General features: G+C 71.4%; 15 protein-coding genes. 7 read left to right on the top strand and 8 right to left on the bottom strand.

What is annotated here, in order from left to right; all coding sequences use genetic code 11:
• Nucleotides 1-24: 24 nt before the first annotated feature.
• The 5 genes from polA to H9L41_RS01700 are packed head-to-tail and all read left to right on the top strand — an operon-like array spanning nucleotide 25 to nucleotide 5,018.
• Nucleotides 25-2,787, top strand: a complete 2,763-nt coding sequence (polA, locus tag H9L41_RS01715) for a DNA polymerase I (RefSeq protein ID WP_028445833.1) — start codon at nucleotides 25-27, stop codon at nucleotides 2,785-2,787.
• 31 nt (nucleotides 2,788-2,818) lie between these two features.
• Entirely contained in the window at nucleotides 2,819-3,538 is a 720-nt protein-coding gene (locus H9L41_RS24295) for an MFS transporter (RefSeq protein ID WP_265583922.1), read from the top strand.
• A gap of 8 nt (nucleotides 3,539-3,546) precedes the next feature.
• Complete coding sequence (locus H9L41_RS24290) at nucleotides 3,547-4,107, top strand: MFS transporter (protein WP_265583921.1); 561 nt, start codon at nucleotides 3,547-3,549, stop codon at nucleotides 4,105-4,107.
• A gap of 49 nt (nucleotides 4,108-4,156) precedes the next feature.
• On the top strand, nucleotides 4,157-4,519 hold the full coding sequence (locus tag H9L41_RS01705) for a DUF1801 domain-containing protein (protein WP_028445831.1): 363 nt from the start codon (nucleotides 4,157-4,159) through the stop codon (nucleotides 4,517-4,519).
• Nucleotides 4,509-5,018, top strand: a complete 510-nt coding sequence (locus H9L41_RS01700) for a hypothetical protein (RefSeq protein WP_051318928.1) — start codon at nucleotides 4,509-4,511, stop codon at nucleotides 5,016-5,018. Before H9L41_RS01705 ends, H9L41_RS01700 begins: the two co-directional genes overlap by 11 nt.
• A gap of 42 nt (nucleotides 5,019-5,060) precedes the next feature.
• On the opposite strand, the gene H9L41_RS01695 is transcribed toward H9L41_RS01700, so the two are convergent.
• The gene (locus H9L41_RS01695) at nucleotides 5,061-5,690 is read right to left on the bottom strand and encodes a DJ-1/PfpI family protein (protein WP_028445830.1); all 630 of its coding nucleotides are present in this window, start codon (nucleotides 5,688-5,690) and stop codon (nucleotides 5,061-5,063) included.
• Between the two features lie 85 nt (nucleotides 5,691-5,775).
• Here H9L41_RS01695 and H9L41_RS01690 point away from each other — a divergent pair, with 85 nt between their 5' ends.
• Complete coding sequence (locus tag H9L41_RS01690) at nucleotides 5,776-7,110, top strand: aminotransferase-like domain-containing protein (protein WP_028445829.1); 1,335 nt, start codon at nucleotides 5,776-5,778, stop codon at nucleotides 7,108-7,110.
• 19 nt (nucleotides 7,111-7,129) lie between these two features.
• Here the strand turns inward: H9L41_RS01690 and H9L41_RS01685 are convergent, their stop codons facing one another.
• Together H9L41_RS01685 and H9L41_RS01680 are read right to left on the bottom strand one after the other, a co-directional pair.
• Nucleotides 7,130-7,591 (bottom strand): GNAT family N-acetyltransferase, encoded by a 462-nt coding sequence (locus tag H9L41_RS01685; RefSeq protein ID WP_211236857.1) that lies wholly within the window; start codon nucleotides 7,589-7,591, stop codon nucleotides 7,130-7,132.
• Nucleotides 7,579-8,034, bottom strand: coding sequence for a rhodanese-like domain-containing protein (locus H9L41_RS01680; protein WP_034606667.1), 456 nt, complete (start codon nucleotides 8,032-8,034; stop codon nucleotides 7,579-7,581). The genes H9L41_RS01685 and H9L41_RS01680 overlap by 13 nt, the downstream gene beginning before the upstream one ends.
• A 100-nt stretch (nucleotides 8,035-8,134) precedes the next feature.
• Between H9L41_RS01680 and pdxR the strand changes: the two genes are divergently transcribed.
• On the top strand, nucleotides 8,135-9,658 hold the full coding sequence (gene pdxR / locus H9L41_RS01675; protein ID WP_034606638.1) for a MocR-like pyridoxine biosynthesis transcription factor PdxR: 1,524 nt from the start codon (nucleotides 8,135-8,137) through the stop codon (nucleotides 9,656-9,658).
• Nucleotides 9,659-9,701: 43 nt separating this feature from the next.
• Here the strand turns inward: pdxR and H9L41_RS01670 are convergent, their stop codons facing one another.
• The 5 genes from H9L41_RS01670 to H9L41_RS01650 form a co-directional block, all read right to left on the bottom strand.
• Complete coding sequence (locus H9L41_RS01670) at nucleotides 9,702-11,981, bottom strand: CocE/NonD family hydrolase (RefSeq protein ID WP_169730164.1); 2,280 nt, start codon at nucleotides 11,979-11,981, stop codon at nucleotides 9,702-9,704.
• Nucleotides 11,982-12,047: 66 nt separating this feature from the next.
• Nucleotides 12,048-14,120: a hypothetical protein gene (locus tag H9L41_RS01665; protein WP_034606636.1), complete on the bottom strand. Its 2,073-nt coding sequence runs from the start codon at nucleotides 14,118-14,120 to the stop codon at nucleotides 12,048-12,050.
• 377 nt (nucleotides 14,121-14,497) lie between these two features.
• Entirely contained in the window at nucleotides 14,498-16,216 is a 1,719-nt protein-coding gene (locus H9L41_RS01660) for an alpha-keto acid decarboxylase family protein (RefSeq protein ID WP_051318927.1), read from the bottom strand.
• Nucleotides 16,200-17,993: a flavin monoamine oxidase family protein gene (locus tag H9L41_RS01655; protein ID WP_051318926.1), complete on the bottom strand. Its 1,794-nt coding sequence runs from the start codon at nucleotides 17,991-17,993 to the stop codon at nucleotides 16,200-16,202. The genes H9L41_RS01660 and H9L41_RS01655 overlap by 17 nt, the downstream gene beginning before the upstream one ends.
• A 581-nt stretch (nucleotides 17,994-18,574) precedes the next feature.
• Nucleotides 18,575-19,156 carry a nucleotidyltransferase family protein gene (locus H9L41_RS01650; RefSeq protein ID WP_028445821.1) on the bottom strand — a complete coding sequence of 194 codons (582 nt, stop codon included), beginning with the start codon at nucleotides 19,154-19,156 and terminating at the stop codon, nucleotides 18,575-18,577.
• Nucleotides 19,157-19,279: the final 123 nt, after the last annotated feature.

Raw genomic sequence — 19,279 nt, 5'->3', positions numbered from 1 at the left:
CCAATGGATTCAACAGGACATCCCATGTCGGACAAGACGCTGCTGCTGATCGACGGTTCTTCCTACCTGTACAGGGCCTTCCATGCCCTGCCCGATCTGCGCAGCCCGGCGGGCGCGCCCACCGGCGCGCTGTACGGCATCATCGCCATGCTGAAGCGGCTGATGAAGGAGGTGCCGGCAGATTACCTCGGCTGCGTTTTCGACGCCAAGGGCAAGACCTTCCGCGACGACCTCTACCCCGAATACAAGGCCCACCGGCCGTCGATGCCGGACGACCTGCGCGCCCAGGTCGAGCCGATCTGCGAGGCGGTCCGCGCGCTGGGCCTGCCGATCCTGATCGTCGACGGCGTCGAGGCCGACGACGTGATCGGCTCGCTGGCCTGCAAGGCCGAGGCCGAAGGCATGACGGTGGTGGTGTCGACCGGCGACAAGGACATGGCGCAGCTGGTGACGCCGGCGGTGACGCTGGTCAACACCATGAGCAACGAGGTGCTCGACGAGGCCGGCGTGGCCGCCAAGTTCGGCGTGCCGCCGAACCGCATCGTCGACTACCTGACGCTGGTCGGCGACGCGGTCGACAACGTGCCCGGCGTGCCCAAGTGCGGCCCCAAGACCGCGGTGAAATGGCTGACCGAGTACGGCGACCTCGACGGCGTGATGGCCAATGCCGACAAGATCGGCGGCGTGGTCGGCCAGAACCTGCGCGACACGCTGGACTGGCTGCCGATGGGGCGCGAGCTGGTCACCATCAAGTGCGACCTGGCGCTGGCCGAGGAGCTGGTGGACGGCATGACGACGCTGAAGCTGCGCGCGCCGGACCGCGCCCGGCTGGCCGAGCTGTACGAGACCTTCGGCTTCAAGACCTGGCTGCGCGAGATCAAGGGCGACGCCGAGGTCGGCGACAAGCATGCCGCCGACGGCAACGCCAGTGCGCTGCGCAGCTTCGCGCCGGTCGAGGTCGGCGAGGTGCGCGAGCTCGACCGCGCCGGCTACGAGACCATCCTGACAGAGGCGCGACTCGACGCCTGGCTGGCGCGGCTGGACGCGGCCGAGCTGGCGGCGGTCGACACCGAGACCGACAGCCTCGAGCCGATGAAGGCGCGCATCGTCGGCATCAGCTTCGCCGTCGGCGAGGGCGAGGCGGCCTACCTGCCGCTGGGCCACCACTACGCCGACGTGCCCGAGCAGCTGCCCTTCGACGCCACGCTGGCCAGGCTCAAGCCCTGGCTCGAGGACGCTGGCAGGAAGAAGGTCGGCCAGAACCTCAAGTACGACCAGCACGTATTCGCCAACCACGGCATCGCGCTGGCCGGCGTGGCCGAGGACACGCTGCTGGAGAGCTACGTGCTCGACAGCACCGAGCGCCACAACATGGACGACCTGGCCGCGCGCCACCTCGGCCTCAAGACCATCGTCTACGAGGAGGTGGCCGGCAAGGGCGCCAAGCAGATCGGCTTCGCCGAAGTGGCGATCGACGTCGCCACCCGCTACTCGGCCGAGGACGCCGACGTCACGCTGCGGCTGCACCGCGCCTTCGCGCCAAGGCTGGCGGCCGAGCCGCGGCTCGCCTCGGTCTACCGCGACATCGAGCTGCCCAGCCGCGAGGTGCTGTTCAAGATGGAACGCCACGGCGTGCTGATCGACAGCGCGATGCTGGCGCGGCAGAGCCACGAGCTGGGCCAGACCATGCTGCGGCTGGAGCAGGAGGCCTACGAGCTGGCCGGCCAGCCGTTCAACCTCGGCTCGCCCAAGCAGATCGGCGAGATCCTGTTCGACAAGCTCAAGCTGCCGGTGCGCAAGAAGACGCCCAAGGGCGCGCCGTCGACCGACGAGGACGTGCTGACCGAGCTGGCGCAGGATTACCCGCTGCCGGCCAAGATGCTGCAGCACCGCGGCCTGTCCAAGCTCAAGAGCACCTATACCGACAAGCTGCCCCTGATGATCAACCCGGTCACCGGCCGGGTGCACACCAACTACGCCCAGGCCACCGCGGTGACCGGCCGGCTGGCCAGCAACGATCCGAACCTGCAGAACATCCCGGTGCGCACCGCCGAGGGCCGCCGCATCCGCGAGGCCTTCATCGCCGCGCCGGGCAACCTGATCGTCAGCGCCGACTATTCGCAGATCGAGCTGCGGATCATGGCCCACCTGTCGGGCGACGAGGGCATGCTCAAGGCCTTCGCCGCCGGCATCGACATCCACCGCGCCACCGCCGCCGAGGTGTTCGGCGCCACGCCCGAGGAGGTGACCGCCGAGCAGCGGCGCTACTCCAAGGCGATCAACTTCGGCCTGATCTACGGCATGAGCGCCTTCGGCCTGGCCGCCCAGCTCGGCATCGAGCGCGCCGCGGCGCAGCAGTTCGTCGACCGCTACTTCCAGCGCTATCCCGGCGTGGCCGAATACATGCAGCGCACCCGCGAATCGGCGCGCGAGCTCGGCTACGTCGAGACCTGGTTCGGCCGCCGGCTGTGGCTGCCCGAGATCAAGTCGAGCAACCAGGGCCGCCGCTCGGGCGCCGAGCGCGCCGCCATCAACGCGCCGATGCAGGGCACCGCGGCCGACCTGGTCAAGCTGGCGATGATCGCGGTGCAGGACTGGCTCGAAGCCGAACAGCTGGCGACCAAGCTGATCATGCAGGTGCACGACGAACTGGTGCTCGAAGTGCCCGAGGCCGAGCTGGCGCGGGTGCAGGAACGCCTGCCGCAGATCATGGCCGGCGTGGCCGAGCTGCGGGTGCCGCTGCTGGCCGAGGTCGGCACCGGGCCGAACTGGGAAGCGGCGCACTGATGCCGCGGCCGGCCGCTGACGCCGTCCCGCCATGCTTGCCCTGAGCCGATCCCGCCTGGCGCATGCCGGGCCGTCGTTCCGGCGCCTGCTGCTGAGCGAGGCGCTGACGCTGCTGGCCGCGATGGTCGGCTACCTGGCGATGCCCTGGTGGATCGCCCAGGCCGGCGGCGGCCGCGACCTGGCGATCTACGGCTTCGTGCTGGCGCTGGTCCGCCTCGCCGCCACGCCGCTGCTGGCCCCGCTGGCCGAGCGCTGCGACCCGCGCCGGCTGCTGGTGGCCGGCCTGGCGGTCCAGGGCGCCGCGACGCTGGTGCTCGCCGCGCTGGCCGGCGGCGGCCGCTACGCCCTGGCGCCGCTGCTGCTGGTCAGCCTGCTGCAGGTGCTGGCCGATGCCGTGGTCCAGCCGGTGGCCGCCACGCGGGTGGCCGACCTGGTGCCGGCCGAGCGGCTGCCCGACGCGCTGGCGCTGCAGAAATCGGCCCAGGCCTGCGGCCGCGTCGCCGGACCGGCCCTGGCCGGCCTGCTGCTGGCCGGGCCGGGCATCGCCGCCACGCTGGCCTGCGGCGCCGTCCTGCTGGCGCTGGCCGCCGTGGCCGCGGCCGGCATTCCCCCGCCGACGCATCGGCCGCCCTGCGGCGCGGCTGGTGGCAGGACCTGCGCGGCGGCCTGCGCGCCAAGTGGGCCATCCCGCTCGAGCGCGGCTGGACGCTGGTCAACTTCCTCGCCTGGATCTTCCTGTTCCCGGCGCTGACCCTGCTGGTGCCGCTCAAGGTCGCCGCGCTCGGGCTGTCCGGCGCCTGGCTGGGCGCCTGCGAGGTCGCGCTGTCGCTGGGCGTGCTGCTCGGCGCGCTCGGCGGGGCGGGCTGGCTGATCGCGCGCGTCGGCCGCTTCCGCTGCCGGCTCGGCGCCGCGATCGCCGAAGGCCTGACGCTGGCCGTGGCCGGCCTGACCGGATCGCCCCTGCTGCTGGTCGCCGCCTTCCTCTGCATGGGCTACGCCAATTCGGTGCTGAGCCTGGTCGGGCAGACCCATCGCCTGCTCGGCATCCCGCGCGAATACCGGGTGCGCTTCGCCGCCGCCAACCTGGCCTCGAGCCAGATCGCCAGCGCGCTCGGCCCGGCCCTGGCCGGTCTGGCATTGCTGCATTGGCCGGTGCAGGCGGTCTATGCCGGTTTCGGCCTGGCCGCGGCCGGCTGCGCCTCGGCTTTCGCGCTGGTGCCGCGGGCGCGCGAATTCCTCGAGCTCGACCACGCGGTGGCGACCGATTGGTATCGCCGGCAGTACCCCGCCGCGTTCGATGCCGCGGCGGCCGAGCCATGACGGCCGCCGCGCCGCACCCGACCGATTTCCATCGCCTGGATACCCCGAGATGACCGCCAAGACCGTCGAAGCCTTGCTCGAAGACCTCCGCCTGCTGGGCGACGCCCAGCACCGGATCGCCACCGCGGTCCGTGCGCTGGTGCGGCAGCGGTTCGAGCCGTTCGCCGAGGAGGTCAAGTACGGCGGCATCCTGTTCGCCTCGGGCGTGCCGTTCTGCGGGGTCTTCGCCTACAAGGAGCACGTCTCGGTCGAATTCGGTCACGGCGCGGCCATCGAGGATGCATTGGGCCATCTCGAAGGCAGCGGCAAGTTCCGCCGCCATATCAAGCTCCGCACCGTCGCCGAGATCGAATCGAAGCAGCTGGCCCACTACCTGCCGCTCGCGCTGGAGGCGGCGAAGCGTGCGGCCTGACCGCCTGCAGGACGGCGCCGCCTCGAGCCGCGCGCCGGTCGCGGCGGGATCGCGCGCCGCCTGGGTCTACCTGGCCGCCGCCATCGCCGCGACCGGCGTCGCCATCCACCTGGCCGCGATCCTCGGCGGCCCGGCCTGGTATGCCTTCTTCGGCGCGCCGCCGCGCATCGTCGAGTCGGCCCGCAGCGGCACCTGGCTCGCGCCGGCCAGCGCCGCCGTCATCGCCGGCCTGATGGCGCTGTGCGCCGCCTATGCCTTGTCCGCGCTGCGGCGGATCCGGCGGCTGCCGCTGTTGCGCCCGATGCTCGCCGCCATGGCGGGCGTCTGCCTGTTGCGCGCGCTGATCCTGCCGCCGCTGGCGATCGGGCATCCCGAGCTGCGCAATGCGTTCGAATTCATCGCCGCCGCGGTCTGGGGCCTGGCCGGCATCGGCTTCGCGGTCGGTTTCCGCCTTGCGCGAACCGCGCCTGCCGGGCGGCGACCGGGCGACGCGCGCTGACCCGGCCTTGCCCGCTGGCTAGGCCGTGGCCCCGCGAGTCCGTCAGGCCGCCGACCGGGCACCCGCCGCGTCGCCGGCGAGATAAGGCCCGATATTGCGCAGCGCCCGCTCGACGTAGTCGTCTTTCTCGCCGACCGGCGCGACGTAGTGCAGCGCGCTCGCCGCCGTCTCGATGCCCTCCAGCCGCGCAAGGACCCAGGCGGCCAGGTAGGGCGAGGCCAGGCAGCCGCCGGCGGTGGCGACGTTGCCGCGGGCGAAGAAGGGCTGGTTCAGCACCTCGACGCCGGCCTCCTGCACCCAGGGCTTGGTGGTGAGGTCGGTACAGGCCGGCACGCCGCCGAGCAGGCCGAGCCGGGCCAGCACCAGCGTGCCCGAGCACTGCGCGCCCAGCAGCTGGCGCGCCGGGTCGAGCCGCAGCCGGGCCATCAGCGCCGGGTCGGCCACCACCTCACGCGTCAGCATGCCGCTGCCGACCAGCACCGCGTCGGCCTCGGCCGCTTCTTCCAGCGTGGCCTGCGCCTCCAGCACCACGCCGTTCATCGAGCGCACCCTGGCCGCGGGGCAGGCGATCGATACCCGCCAGCCCGGCTTCCTGACGCGGTTGAGGATGCCGAGGGCGAGCAGGGAGTCGAGCTCGTTGAAGCCTTCGAAGGTCAGGATGGCGATGTGCATGGCGCGGTTCCGGTGGTGGGTTGTCCGGCGCCATCCTAGGCAGCACAATCTCGGACAATCAAATAATTGTCATGCATACATTGCCATGGTCCAGGCTCGTTACAAGCAGGTGGTCGACCGGCTCGCCGGCGAGATCCGGACCGGCCGGCTGCCGCCCGGCACGCGGCTGCCGACCCATCGCAGGCTCGCCGCTCAGGAAGGCCTGGCGCTGGTGACCGCCAGCCGCGTCTACGCCGAGCTGGAGACGATGGGCCTGGTCAGCGGCGAGGTCGGCCGCGGCACCTTCGTCAGGGAGACCGCGCTGCCGCCGGGCCAGGGCGTCGACCAGCAGGCGGTGGCGGCCGGCATGCTCGACCTGAACTTCAACTACCCGGCGCTGCCCGGCCAGGCCGAGCTGCTGCGCACCGCGCTGCGCCAGCTCGCGGCCGCCGGCGATCTCGAAGCATTGCTGCGCTACCAGCCGCACGGCGGCCGCCCGCACGAACGCGCCGCGGTGGCGCGCCACCTGGCCCGGCGCGGCCTGGCGATAGGCGGCGAGCAGGTCGCGCTGGTCTCCGGCGCCCAGCACGGCCTGGCGGTCACGCTGCTGGCGCTGCTGCAGCCGGGCGACCTGGTGGCGGTCGACGCCCTCAGCTACCCCGGCTTCAAGCTGCTGGCCGAGGCCCACCGGCTGGAGCTGGCGGCCATCCCGGCCGGCGCCGACGGCCCCGACTGCGATGCGCTGGAAGCCCTGTGCCGCCGGCGCCCGGTCAAGGCCATCTACGCCATGCCGACGCTGCACAATCCGCTGGGCTGGGTGATGGGCCTGGACGCGCGGCGGCGGCTGGCCGCAATCGCCCGCCGCCACGGCCTGCTGATCGTCGAGGATGCCGCCTATGCCTTCCTGGCCGACGACGCGCCGGCGCCGCTGGCCGCCCTGGCGCCGGAGGCGACGGTCTACGTCTCGGGCTTTTCCAAGAGCGTGGCCACCGGCCTGCGGGTCGGCTGCGTCGCGGCGCCGCCGCCGTGGCTGGGCAGGATCGAGCGCGCCATCCGCGCCACCACCTGGAACACGCCGGGCGTGATGACCGCCATCGCCTGCGGCTGGCTCGACGACGGCACGGTCGACCGGCTGGAGGCGGAAAAGCGCGCGGACGCGCGCGCCCGCCAGCGGATCGCCGCCGAGGCGCTCGGCGCATTGCCGCGCATCGGCCACCCGGCGTCCTACTTCGTCTGGCTGCCGCTGGCCGAAGAGGTGCGCGCCGACCGGGTCGCCGTGGCGCTGATGCAGGCAGGCATCTCGGTTTCCACCGCCGAGCCGTTCGCCACTTCGGCGCAGGTACCGCATGCGATCCGGCTGGCGCTGGGCTCGGTCGAGCCGGCCCAGCTGCGCGGGGCCTTGGCCAAGGTGGCGGAGGTGATCGCGGCGCCGCCCTATTGAAGCGGCCGCGCGTGCCGCGTCAGACCAGCGCCAGGCTGAAGCGCGCCTTGGCCCGCATCTGTCCGCCGAGCCGGCGGTAGAAGCCGATCGCCGACCGGTTCCAGGCCGGCGTCTGCCATTGCAGCTCGGCGTAGCCCTGCGCCCGGCCATGCTCGGCGACCGCCGCCAGCAGCGCCCGCCCCAATCCCAGCCCACGCACCGACTCCCGCAGGTAGAGGCAATCGAGATGCAGGAAGGGCGCGCCGGCCAGCGTCGCGAAATCGACGGTCGCGCTGGCGTAGCCGACCGGCTCGCCGTCGCTCAGCGCCAGCCAGGCCCGCAGCCGGCCCTGCGCCAGCGCGGCGGCGAGACGCCCGGCATGGCCCGCGCCGCAGCCGGCGATCCGCTCGTAGGCCGCATGCTCGGCGCACAGCGGCGCCAGCAGCGCGGCGTCCTGCGCCGTGGCCGGGCGGATCGCCGCCGCCATGTTCAGCAGCCGCACTCGATCAGCGGCGCGTCGGGCGACAGGCTGCCCGGCGCCATGCCGGTGGCGACCGGGTGGCCGTCGCGGCGCCAGAAGTCGAGGCCGCCGAGCATCTCCTTCACCGTGAAGCCGAGCGCGGCCAGCTTGTAGGCGCCCTTGGTCGAGCCGTTGCAGCCGATGCCGTCGCAGTAGGTGACGTAGGTCTTGCTGCGGTCGAGCCGCGCCGTGCTCGCCTCGTCCATCCGCCGGTGCGGCAGGCTGATCGCGCCGGGCACGTGGCCCTCGGCGTACAGCGCCTCGCTGCGGGTATCGACCACCACGATGCCGGCGATGCCGTTGCGCAGGTCCTCGGCCACGTCCCAGGCGTCGGCGTGGTAGTGCAGCTTGGCCAGCATGTAGTCGCGGCTGGCGGCGGGCTCGGGAGCGGGATGGGCGAGAACCTGGGAGATGGCTTGGGACATGGCGTTGCGCCCTTTCGGCATGATGGGGTGACGGAGCCATTCTAGGGCGCCATGGACTTATCATTGATACCCATCCAGCCAATCCGATAAGACCGATCCGATGAGCACATCCAGCCTCTGGCTCGCGCTGTTCCAGCAATCCGCCGAGCACGGCCGGCCGCTGCGCGAGCAGCTGTGCGGCGCGCTGCGCCAGGCGATCGCCGCCGGCACGCTGGCGCAGCATGCGCGGCTGCCGTCGTCGCGGGTGCTGGCGGCCGACCTGGCGCTGTCGCGCGTCACCGTCGAGGCCGCCTATGCCCAGCTCGAGGCCGAGGGCTATCTCGAGCGGCGCATCGGCCAGGGCACCCTCGTCCGCATCGCCCTGCCGCCCGCCGGCCGCGCCGCGATGGCCGGGCCCGCCCCCGTCGCGGCGGCGCTGTCGGCCCGCGGCCGCCGCATCGTGACCGACGGCGGCTGCGTCGATCCGCAGCAGCCGCGCGCCTTCTGCGCCGGCAGCCCCGAGCTGCGCGCCTTCCCGCACGACACCTGGCGCCAGCTGAACAACCGCCGCCTGCGCCGGGACGGCGAGGCGCTGATGCGCTACGGCGACCCGCAGGGCCACCCGGCGCTGCGCCGCGCCATCGCCCACTACCTCGGCCAGTCGCGCGGCGTGCGCTGCGACGCCGGCCAGGTGCTGGTGCTGACCAGCTCGCAGCAGGCGCTGCAACTGCTGGCCACCGTGCTGCTCGACCCGGCCGACCCGGTGTGGATCGAGGAACCGGCCTACCGTGGCGCCCGCACCGCCTTCGCCGCGGCCGGCGCCACCCTGCTGCCGGTACCGGTCGACGGCGACGGCCTGCGGATCGAGGAGGCGGCGGCCGGCGATCCGGCGGCCGGCGGTCCGGGGGCCGGCGGTCCGATGACCAGCGCCCCGGCAACCGCTGCCGCACTGCCGATCCCGCGCCTGATCTACCTGACCCCGTCGCACCAGTACCCGACCGGCGCCACGCTGAGCCTGGCGCGCCGGCTGGCGCTGGTCGACTACGCCGGCCGGCACGGTTGCTGGCTGGTCGAGGACGATTACGACGGCGAATTCCATTACGACGGCCGGCCGCAGCCGGCGCTGCAGGGGCTCGATCCGCACGGCCGCACCCTCTACCTCGGCACCTTCTCCAAGGCGCTGTTCCCCTCGCTGCGGCTGGCCTACCTGGTGCTGCCGCCGGCGCTGGTCGCGCCGCTGACCACCGCGCGCACGGTGCACGACGGCCACTGCGCCCAGCTGGCGCAGGCGGTGACGGCCGACTTCATCGAGCAGGGCCATTTCGCCGCCCACCTGCGCTATATGCGCCAGCTCTATCGCGGCCGGCGCGACGCGCTGCTGGAAGCGATCGGCGGCAAGCTGCCGTGGCTGACGGCCCAGCCCAATACCGGCGGCCTGCAACTGGCCGCCACGCTGCCGCCGGACTGGGAAGCGCCGCTGAGCCGCCAGGCCGCCGCGCTCGGCATCGCCACGCCGAGCCTGTCGGCGCTGTACGGCGGGCCGGCGGCGCAGGACGGCTGGCTGCTCGGCTATGCGGCGCTGACGCCCGAGGAGATCGCCGCGGCGGTCGACGGCCTGGCCACGCTGCGCCTGCCGCCGCGCTGACGCGCCGCGCGGCGGGGAGCCGTCCGGCCCAAGCAGGCTGCCGTCAGCGCCAGATCGGGATATCGATCCGGCTGCGGCCCGACCAGCGGATGCGCAACGGCTCGCCCGCGTCGGCGATCGATTCGGCGCTGACGTCGCGGCCGCTGCCGTAGTTGATCTGGCGGTCGGGCTGCTTGCTGACCGCCAGCACCGCCACCAGCCGGCTGCCCGGCTGCAGCTGGCGGCCGAGCAGGTTCTCGCTGCGGAACGACAGCACCGTCGGCCGGCCCGGCTGCAGCAGCCGGCGCTTGCCGCGCTCGTGCACGTAGCTGGCGCGGCCCAGCCAGGCGGCGAGCTGGAAGTAGCGGCCGTCGGCGAACTGCTCGTACAGCGTGACCGACAGGTCGAGGTCGCGCTTGTTGGCGACGAAGGCCAGCCGGCCCGAGAACAGGCCGGCCAGCGTGAGCGGCCGCTCGAACGGCGCGCTGGCGAACACCAGGCCATTGCGGCGGTCGAGCTCCGCGTTGATCGCCAGCGGCGGCGCGACATAGTCGGCGTCGCCGCGCTCGGCCAGGTCGACCGTCTGCTCGATGGCCTCGTCGCCGGCCGGCGCCTGCACCTCGAGCCGGTGCGGCCCGTCGCCGGCGGCCGGCCGCAGGTGGTAGCCGAGCACGGTCTCGTGCATCGCCTCGAGCGTCGGCGCGTGCAGCCAGGTGTTGGCGCCCATCAGCTGGTAGTTGATTCGGTCCTTCAGCAGCGCCGGCTTCGGCGCGCCCTTGAACACGTGGTCGAACCACTGGTAGCGCAGCGCCCGCAGGTCGATGTCGGCGACCGGGTCGATGGCGTAGCCCTGCACCGTGCGCGCCACGCCGAACTGCATGGCCAGGTGCTCGTAAGGGCCGATCAGCAGCGTGTGGTCGGCGCGCGGGTCGTGGCGGGTGTGCTGGTCGAAGTAGTACAGCGCGCCGACCTGGGCGCCGTCGAAATAGCCGGTGGTGGCCAGCACCGGGATGCGGATGCGGGCGAACTCGGCGCCGTAGGGGATCATGCGCTGCCAGTAGGCGTCGTAGGACGGATGGTCGAGCCAGCGCCGGAAGATCGGGTTCGGCCTGCCGTCGATGCGTTCCAGCTCGCGGTAGGGCCGGCCGCCCCGGTACCAGTCGCGGTCGAGCGCGCGCCAGCGCGCCGTGTCGCCGTAGGTCGCGTCGTCCAGCGCCTTGCCGTTGCCCACGTAGTGCGGCCACGGGTAGATGAAGTTGAGGAAGACGTTGCCCTGCATCGGCACGTCGATGCCCGGCGCGGCGCTGGCCGAGGTCATCAGCGCCTTGAGCGCGCGCGGCATGCGCTTGGCGGCGGCCCAGGCGGCGAAGCCGTTGTAGCTGCTGCCGTACATGCCGACGCGGCCGTCGCTCCACGGCTGGCGGGCGATCCAGTCGATCACCGCCGCGGCGTCCTTGCCGTCGTGCTCGTAGGGCGCCACCGGGCCGGGGCTGCGACCCTTGCCGCGGCTGTAGGCCACCACGCCGGCATAGCCGTAGGCCGCGGCGCGCTTGGCGTCGTCGTAGGCCCAGTCATCGACCGCGTAGATGGTGAAACCGAGCAGCGTGGTCTGCCGCCCCGGCAGCGCGCGCGGCCGTACGCCGATGGCGGCGATGCGCGCGCCGTCCGGGCTGCGGATCAGCAAGCTGCGGTCGATGCGGTAGCGCCGCGCGTCGTCCTCGGCCACCAGCGCGTCGATGCGCGGCAGCAACAGGCCGTAGTCGCGCCGCACCTGGTATTTGCGCACCAGCTCGAGCAGGGCGGCCTGGTCGGGCTCGCCGCCCCGGCGCAGCGCGGCCATCGCGGCATGCAGCTCGTCGTCGAGGCGGGACAGGTCGTTGCGGAAGGCGGTGGCGGCCCAGTAGGCCGGGCGGTCGTCGAGCGGCCGGTAGACCGTCTCGAAGGCCTGCCGCAGCGCCGCGTCGACCGCCGCGGGATCGACCGCCGCCGCATCGGTCGCCGTCCCGGCTGCCAGGCGGGCCTGCGCCGTGGCGGCGATCTCGTACTGCACGAACAGCACCTCGGCATGGGCGACGCCGCGCTCGCGGCGCAGAGCGCGCAAGGCACGCAGGCTCTCGATCGCCGCGGCGTGGTCGCCGGCCACCGTCTGCAGCCGGAACACGGTGTCCAGGTAGCGCTCGCGATCTTCGTCGCGGTAATCGGCCCCCAGTTGCCGCGCCAGCCCGGGCATGGCGCGCCCGAGCGCGATGTCGTCGGTCAGCGCGGCGGCCGGCAATGCAAAGGGCGCCGCGAAGGCGCCCGGGACCAGCAACAGCGTGAGGGCCAGCAAACAGGACAAGCGCATGGATCGCATGCTCCGGGGCTAGATCGATGGCATGCATCGTAGCCGCCACCGACCTGCCCCGCTTGCCTACGGCGCCGGTATCGCGCTCACCGTGGCGTTGCGCCAGGCCGCCGCCAGCTGCGATTTCACCCACTCGGGCACCGACTTCTTCTGCGCTTCCAGGCTCAGCTTGAGGCCGGCCAGCGAGCGGCCGCTCTGGCGATTGTTCTTCAGGTCGGCCAGGAATACCCGCTCCGACTCGCCCAGATAGGCCTGTGCCTCGTCCGCTTCGCGTTGCGCCTGCGCCGTCTTGCCCTGGGCCTGGCTCTCGCGGCTCCGCCCCTGCAGCCCGCTGCCCCGCGACAGCAGCGCGTAGCCCAGCGATTCGCGCAGCGTGTAGTACCAGTCCGGCGGCTCGTTGTAGTTGAGCGCGTCCTGCAGTACGACGCCCTTGCGCCACAGTTGCAGCACCACCGCTTCGGCGTCGCCCTTGGCGTCGGCCAGATCCTGCGCCAGCGGCTCGGCCGGGCTGCCGCCGACCGCCTCGTTCAGTTGCTGCCGCAGCGTCTCGAGCGGGATCGCCGGCGAGCGGCCGCCATTCAGCGCGCGGTCGAGCAGGATCACGTCGGCGATGCGGAACAGCTGCAGCGCCGCATTGTTGCCGTACTGCAGGTTCTTGTTGGCGTCCAGCACCGCGCGCACCGTGCCCCAGAAGTCGCGCAGCGCGGCCTGGCCCGCCTCGCCGGGACCGCCCAGCGCCTGGTAGGCGCGCGCATAGGCCAGCATGGCGCGGCTGTACGGCATCTTCAGCTCCGGCCAGTCGGGCCGCGCGGCGCGGCAGGTCTGGTTGATCGCCTCGTTGGCCGCCTTCACCTCGCCGGCCATGCGCTCGACGTAGTCCCAGGCCTGGAAGCGGGTGCCGAAGTAGAACGGCGCGGCGAAGAAGTAGTCGCTCTTGACCTGGATCTCCTCGGGGAACTGGCGGCACAGGTAGTCGTTGCTGGCGAAGGTGCGGGTGTTCTGCACCAGCTCCTCGGCCATGTTCAGCGATTCGTTGCGGCGGCCTTCGATCGACAGCGTCCAGGTCAGGAAGTGGATGTTGTGGCCGAGGTAGTGCAGCGGATAGACGTCGTTGGACTTGTCCTGGTTGGCCAGCGCGCGGTCGACCGACACCGCGGCGTAGTTGGCCGCGCTGGCGGCGGCGTTGTCGCCGATGCGCTGGTAGATGTGCGAGGCCATGTGCACCAGGTGGCCCGAGGCCGGCGTCAGCCTGGGCAGCCGCTCGGCCATCGGCTGGCCGCTCTCGGAGAACGGCGATTCCTCGATCACGTGGATGTAGAAGTGGTTGGCGCCGCTGTGCAGCGCGTTCTGCATCAGCACCTTGTTGAGCACCTGCAGCGCGGTGTCAGCCTCGGGCGTGGGTTTGACCTCGTTGCTGGTCGAGGCGGTGCCCTTCCACCATTTCCACGGCGTGACGTTGAGCAGCGCGTCGGCGTACAGCGTGGCGGCGTCGAGGTCGTCCTCGTAGCGCTCCGACAGCGCCTTCATGCGCTCGACGTAGCGGCGCTGGGTGGCGTCGGTGATCACCACCTTGGTGCCGGAACGCTCGAACAGGCTGGCGAAGGCATCGGCATAGCCGACCTCGCGCTCGAGCTGGGCGATGCTGTACTGGGCGCGGGCGGCCGGGTCCTTCAACCGCGCCTGGGCATTGCGCAGCGCGACCTGGCTCGCGCGATAGGACAGCCGGTTGCAGCCGTGGGTGGCGTCGCTGTTGATGTTGGAATTGGCCGACAGCGCGATGCCCCAGTAGGGCATGGCGACGCCTTGGTCGAGGCTGATCGCCTTGTGGAAAGCCTGGATCGCGTCGGGGAAGTTGAAGCCGTATTGCAGCGTGAAGCCCTGGCTGTAGAACAGCTTGACCTGCTCGACGTGCAGGCCGAGCGTCACCAGCGGGTACTTCGCATCGCCCAGGCCCGACTGCAGTTGCGTCTGCGCCGGGTCGATCGCCTGCACGCATTCGCGCATGACGTCGGCGAAGCTCAGGCTGTCCGGCGCGGGGGTGAATTCGGCGCGCTGGCCGGCCAGCGAATGGGCTTCGACCAAGGTGGGGATCAAGGCCACAGCGGCGGCGGCCAGGATGGATGCAACAAGGGTGCGCATGGTTTTCCTCCTCTTGGATGGAGCCGGTCTATGCCGGCCCGTTGAAATGGCGTGGCGACAGGTGGCGCAGGCGTGGTTCTGGTCTCGGGGTCACCTTCAGCCGATGCCGCGCCTGCGGCGATCGCCATGCAGGTCGGGCTTCAGCCCGGCGGCGCCGTTGGACGGATCGCTGTCGGACTGAAGCCCGACCTACATTGCGCAAGCAGGCAAGACGGCAGCTGCAAATGCGTGCCTCGCACCGATCTGCGGCCGCGCTTCAACGTAGGTCGGGATTTACGCCCGACAGCGACCTCGATTTGCGGCGCTGTCGGGCGTAAAGCCCGACCTGCCGGCCACGCGGCGGCAGCGGCCGCGCGCCGGCGCCTCGGCTTCGACGGTCAAGGAGTGTTGTCGACCAGCCGCTTGATCTGCGGCGCCAGGTCCTTGTCCGAGATCGCCACCTCGACCAGCGCCGGCCCGCCCTCGACCGCGAAAGCCTGCGTCAGCACTTCGCCGAGCTGGCCGAGGCTGTCGACCTTGAAGCTGCGCGCGCCGAAGGCCGCCGCCACGCCGGCGTAGTCCCACGCCGGCAGCACGTCGAACGGCGCGAACTCGCCGTCGGGCAGGAAGGCCTTGTCGTCGACGAAGGCCTGCTCGATCGCATAGACCTGGTTGCTCATCACGAACACCACCGACTCGACCCGGTTGCGCGCCAGCGTCGACAGCGACTGGCAGACCATCATGAAGCCGCCGTCGCCGGCCACCACCACCGGCTTGGCGCCGGTCGCCAGCGCCACCCCGATCGCACAGCCGGTCTCGTGGCCGAGCGAGCCCCAGGCGGCGTCGCCGATGAAGCTGCCGGCCGGCAGGTGGCTGATGTTGGAGGCGACGTAGAGCGAGGAGCTCTCGCCCAGGATCAGCCGCGTGCTGCGGGTCAGCTTGTGCTCGAACAGGTGGTCGGTCAGGTGGGCGAAGAAGGTGTTGTAGTCGAGCCTGGACTTGTCGACCGATTCGTCGACGAACAGCGGCAGCGTATTGGGACCGGGGATCGGCGGCCGGGCGAACTCGGCCACGCGCGACAGGAGGCCGGCCAGGAAATCCTGCATGGCGACGTCGCGGTAGTGGGCGGCCCCGATGCGCAGGCCCTGGTCGTCCGACAGCGTCATGGCGTCGAAATGCTGGCCCATGAAGTAGAGGTAGTCGTCGGTGAAGATCGCGCCGAGCGCCAGCACGAAGTCGGAGGCGTTGACGATCTCGCGCGTCGACGCGATCGAGGCCGGGCCGGCATAGGTGCCGATGAAGGCCGGCTGCGATTCGTCGAGCACGGTCTTGCCCAAGAGCGTGGTGGTGAACTGCAGGCCGCTCTGGTCGACCAGCTGCTGCGCCTGCTCGGCCAGGCCGTAGCGGGCGATCTCGACGCCGAGCAGCAGCAGCGGACGCTGCGCCGCCTTGAGCTTCTCCACCGTCAGGTCCAGCGCGGCCTTGAGCGCGTCGAGGTCGCTGGCCGGCGGCAGCGGCGCGAGGCGGCCTTCGGGCGGCCGGCAGGGATCGCCCCAGACGTTCTGGTAGGCCTCGAGGTAGACCGGCTGGCGATGGGTCAGCGCGGCGACCAGCGCGGCGTCGATCTGGCCCGGCGCCAGCGCGGCGTCGCGCAGCACCTCGCTGGCGACGGTGACCTGGGCGAACACGTCGCGGTCGGCCTCGAAATCGCCGGTCGAGTGGTGGAACAGGATGCCCTGCTGGCGCGCCACCTGACGGTTGGCGGTCGAGGGGCTGGCCGAGATCACCACCACCGGGTTGCGCTCGACGTAGGCGCCGGCCACCGCGTTGAGCGCGCTGAAGCTGCCCACGCCGTACTGCACCGAGACCGCGCCGAAGCCGCCGAGCGCGCGCGCATAGCCGTCGGCGGCATAGCCGGCGCCGAGCTCGTGCACGTCGCCGACCGCCTCGATGCCGGGGAAGGCGTCCAGCGCCGCCATGAACTTCGACACGTAGTCGCCGGGCACCTGGAACACCTTGCTCACGCCGAGCTCGACCAGCCGGGTGAGCAGGTACTGCGCCACGGTGAACGGGGCGGATGCCGCGTTGGCCGCGGCCTGGTTAGTTACCGTCGTCATGATCGATCCCCTTGTAGGCGAACTGGGTGATGTCGTCGAGGATGGGCGCGCAGTTCTGGCAGGTCTGGCAGCCCGTATCGATGCTGCAGCCTTCCGGTACCGGCACCGGCATCAGCGGGTAGTCCGACTCGGGCGGCAGCCAGTCGGGCCGGGGCAGGCCGAAGAACGATTCGAGCGTCGACTCGGCGGTGGTCAGCGCGCCCTCGACCCAGCCCTGGCCGTAGGAATAGGCCTCGCCGACGATGAAGATGTCCTGGCTGTCCACCGGCTTTCGCATGCGGCACATGATCTCGTCGAGCCGGTAGTTGGCCTTCCATTCGTGCCAGCCGCCGCCGTAGGGGTCGTCGCCCCATTCCTGGTAGGCGGTCGAATACGGTAGCGGCAGCTCGAGCTGGTCGTGCAGCTGGGCGACCTGGCGCTGCGCCACGTAGACCATCTCGCGCGTCGCCATGTGGGCCATCTGCGGCACCACGTTGTTCTGGTCGACGCCGGGCTCGATGCAGCGCGGCACGAAGCCGCGGTAGGGCTCGTCGTTCTCCAGCCCCTTCCAGAACGGCACGGTGCCGATGTCGTTGTACGACACCATGGCCAGCGAGTTGAGCCAGGGCTTGCCGCCCTCCTGCTCGCACTCGGTGCCCATGTAGTACATCTGGCGGATCGGCAGGTCGGTCACCGAACGGCCGGCGACCAGGCCCAGGCTGCGCCACCACGGCTGCTCGTAGGCGAAGAACATCTTGAAGGCCGACTGGATCAGCACCGAGGTCAGGTTCTTCTTGAGCCATGGATCGTCGAAGAAATCGGACTTGATCAGTTCGAGCGAGCGGCGCGGCATGCCGAGGATCAGCTTCTTGGCGCGCACCACGGTCTCTTCGCCGTCCTCGACGTCGCGGGTCTTGCCGTTCTCGCTGACGGTGGGCCGGAACACCAGCGTGTAGCGGTAGTCGGCGCCGTCGTCGATGCGGATCTCGGCCAGCCGCTGGTTCATGTGCACGCGCGCCTTGCCGTCGAGCACGCCGGGCAGCTCGGCGAAGTGCTTGGCCAGCGTCAGCGGCAGCGCCTGGAAGCCGTGCCGCAGGGTGAGGAAGACGGTCTCGTCGCTGTATTCGGTGGCCGGCAGCTGGGTGACGGCGCTGGCGTTGGCCACGTTGGCCTCGTAACCGCCGGCGTCCTTCATGAACTGGTAGCCCTCGTTGCTGAGCACGCGATAGAGCAGGTCCCAGAAGCCGTACTTCCAGATCTCCTTGCCGAACACCTTCACGTTCATCTGCTCGCACAGGCTCATGTTGGCGAAGTTCGGGCACAGGTAGTTCATCACCTTGACCTGCAGGTCCTCCGGCCCGTAGCCCTGCTCGCTCCAGTCGAGCTTGTAGGGCACCTTGGCCGGGTCGGACAGCTCGCGGTAGCGCAGGTACTGGCCGCGCAGGTAGAACAGGTTGTTCTTGGCGCCGACTGGGGCGGGCGCGCCCATCGGGAAGTTCTTGGTCGGCAGGTCGAGGTGGGTGACCAGGTTGGCGACCATGATGTGGCTGGTCGGGATGTAGCGCATGCCGCCGAGCTCGGCCACCACGTTGGGCAGGCCGGGCAGGGTCTTGCTGAACAGCCGGCCGCCGATGCGGTCGCTGTATTCGAACAGCGCGATGCGCTGTTCGGCGCCGCGCGCGGCCTGCAGCCGCCAGGCGCTGTAGGTGCCGGACACGCCGCCGCCGACCACGGCGACGTCGAGTTCGATCGGTCCGGACTGGGCTTTCGCGCCGGATTTCTTGCTGGCTTTGGCCATTGCTTGCGCTCCTCGCGGCAAATGGTGGGCTGGTGCCGGGACGAGGCCGCACGTCGGCGGGCTGGGCAGGGGAGCGGGAACGGGCAGGCGAAGCAGGCGCAACGGGCACGACGGCCACCCGGCGAGCGGGCGGCCGCAGCGATCCCATGCAATCGACTCCTCCCGGAACGGGCGCGCACCCGCCGGCCGCCGTGGGCGCGGGCGCCGCCGCGCAGGGCGGCGCCTCGTACAGGCGTGTTGTGGTTTGGCGGTACCAGCATAGACCGGCGCCGGCGGACTGCCAGGCGGCGGGGGATGCACGGGGGTTACATGGGGAGGGGCTACCTGCCGGGGTGGTCGGCGGATGTATGGATGCGGACGGCGAATGCCTATATGCCAAAGATGAAGCTGGGGGTTAAAGCCCCTCTCCCTCCGGGAGAGGGGTTGGGGTGAGGGAGCGACGGTTCAGTCACACGCTGACGGTCAGCTAACGCTCAACCGGCGTCCCTCATCCTGCCCTCTCCCGGAGGGAGAGGGTAGCGACAGCGTGTCTTCAGCTATTGATCGCCGACCGACCAGTTGGACAGCCGGCGCCTGCAGCGCTACGCCGCCACCGCCAGCAAAGCCTCCACCTGCGCCAGCCGCGCCCGCTCGAGCGGTTCGGCGGCGCCGCGCGCGCCCTGCCGCTCGTCGTTCTCGGGCCGGATCGACAGCCGGACCAGGCTGCCGTCGACCACAAAGGCCAGCGTCGGATGGCCGCCCTTGGGGCTCGATTCGGTGCGGTAGTCGATGCCGAGGTTGAGGCAGCGGATCTCGACCGCCTTGTCGTTGTCGGTGTAGACCACCAGATTGATGTCGGAATGCGGCCCCGCGGTACCGGCCAGCACCGAGCCGACCAGGTAGGGCTTGAACTCGGTGAACAGCCGCATGGCGGTCGCCGCGGTGCGGCGCAGGCCGTCGACCACGTCGGCGTGGCCCGGCTGGTAGAGCGCGCGGTAGTCGCGCAGCGCCGCCTCGATCTCCTCGTTGCCGGGCAGGTTCTTGCCCTCGGGCAGGCCCAGCCGCTTGATGGCCTTGCGCTTGGCCTGGCCGTAGTCGTCGACGTGCTCCTCGGCCATCAGCCGGGCAGCCAGCTGGATGATTTGCTCGCGCGCGCCGCGCGGCGATCGGTCGTGGTGTCCCATGGCTGTCCTCGCTTGGTGGATAGTCAGTGCGGCGGCCCGCAGGGCGGGCCCGACCAGAGGAGGCGGCCGGCGAGCGGCGCGCATCCCGAACAACGGCCCTAGCGTATCGTATTGCATCGCATC

Source organism: Chitinimonas koreensis, assembly GCF_014353015.1.
In the GTDB taxonomy this organism is placed as follows: Bacteria; Pseudomonadota; Gammaproteobacteria; order Burkholderiales; family Chitinimonadaceae; genus Chitinimonas; species Chitinimonas koreensis.
The sequence above is the reverse complement of the archived record's forward strand: the minus strand, read 5'-3'. Positions and strand labels throughout refer to the sequence as shown.

Excerpts from the sequence above, each read along its gene's own strand:
- polA (WP_028445833.1), top strand. The coding sequence starts at position 25 with ATGTCGGACAAGACGCTGCTGCTGATCGACGGTTCTTCCTACCTGTAC.
- H9L41_RS24295 (WP_265583922.1), top strand. The coding sequence starts at position 2,819 with ATGCTTGCCCTGAGCCGATCCCGCCTGGCGCATGCCGGGCCGTCGTTC.
- H9L41_RS01705 (WP_028445831.1), top strand. The coding sequence starts at position 4,157 with ATGACCGCCAAGACCGTCGAAGCCTTGCTCGAAGACCTCCGCCTGCTG.
- H9L41_RS01695 (WP_028445830.1), bottom strand. The coding sequence starts at position 5,690 with ATGCACATCGCCATCCTGACCTTCGAAGGCTTCAACGAGCTCGACTCC.
- H9L41_RS01690 (WP_028445829.1), top strand. The coding sequence starts at position 5,776 with ATGGTCCAGGCTCGTTACAAGCAGGTGGTCGACCGGCTCGCCGGCGAG.
- H9L41_RS01680 (WP_034606667.1), bottom strand. The coding sequence starts at position 8,034 with ATGTCCCAAGCCATCTCCCAGGTTCTCGCCCATCCCGCTCCCGAGCCC.
- pdxR (WP_034606638.1), top strand. The coding sequence starts at position 8,135 with ATGAGCACATCCAGCCTCTGGCTCGCGCTGTTCCAGCAATCCGCCGAG.
- H9L41_RS01670 (WP_169730164.1), bottom strand. The coding sequence starts at position 11,981 with ATGCGCTTGTCCTGTTTGCTGGCCCTCACGCTGTTGCTGGTCCCGGGC.
- H9L41_RS01665 (WP_034606636.1), bottom strand. The coding sequence starts at position 14,120 with ATGCGCACCCTTGTTGCATCCATCCTGGCCGCCGCCGCTGTGGCCTTG.
- H9L41_RS01660 (WP_051318927.1), bottom strand. The coding sequence starts at position 16,216 with ATGACGACGGTAACTAACCAGGCCGCGGCCAACGCGGCATCCGCCCCG.
- H9L41_RS01655 (WP_051318926.1), bottom strand. The coding sequence starts at position 17,993 with ATGGCCAAAGCCAGCAAGAAATCCGGCGCGAAAGCCCAGTCCGGACCG.
- H9L41_RS01650 (WP_028445821.1), bottom strand. The coding sequence starts at position 19,156 with ATGGGACACCACGACCGATCGCCGCGCGGCGCGCGCGAGCAAATCATC.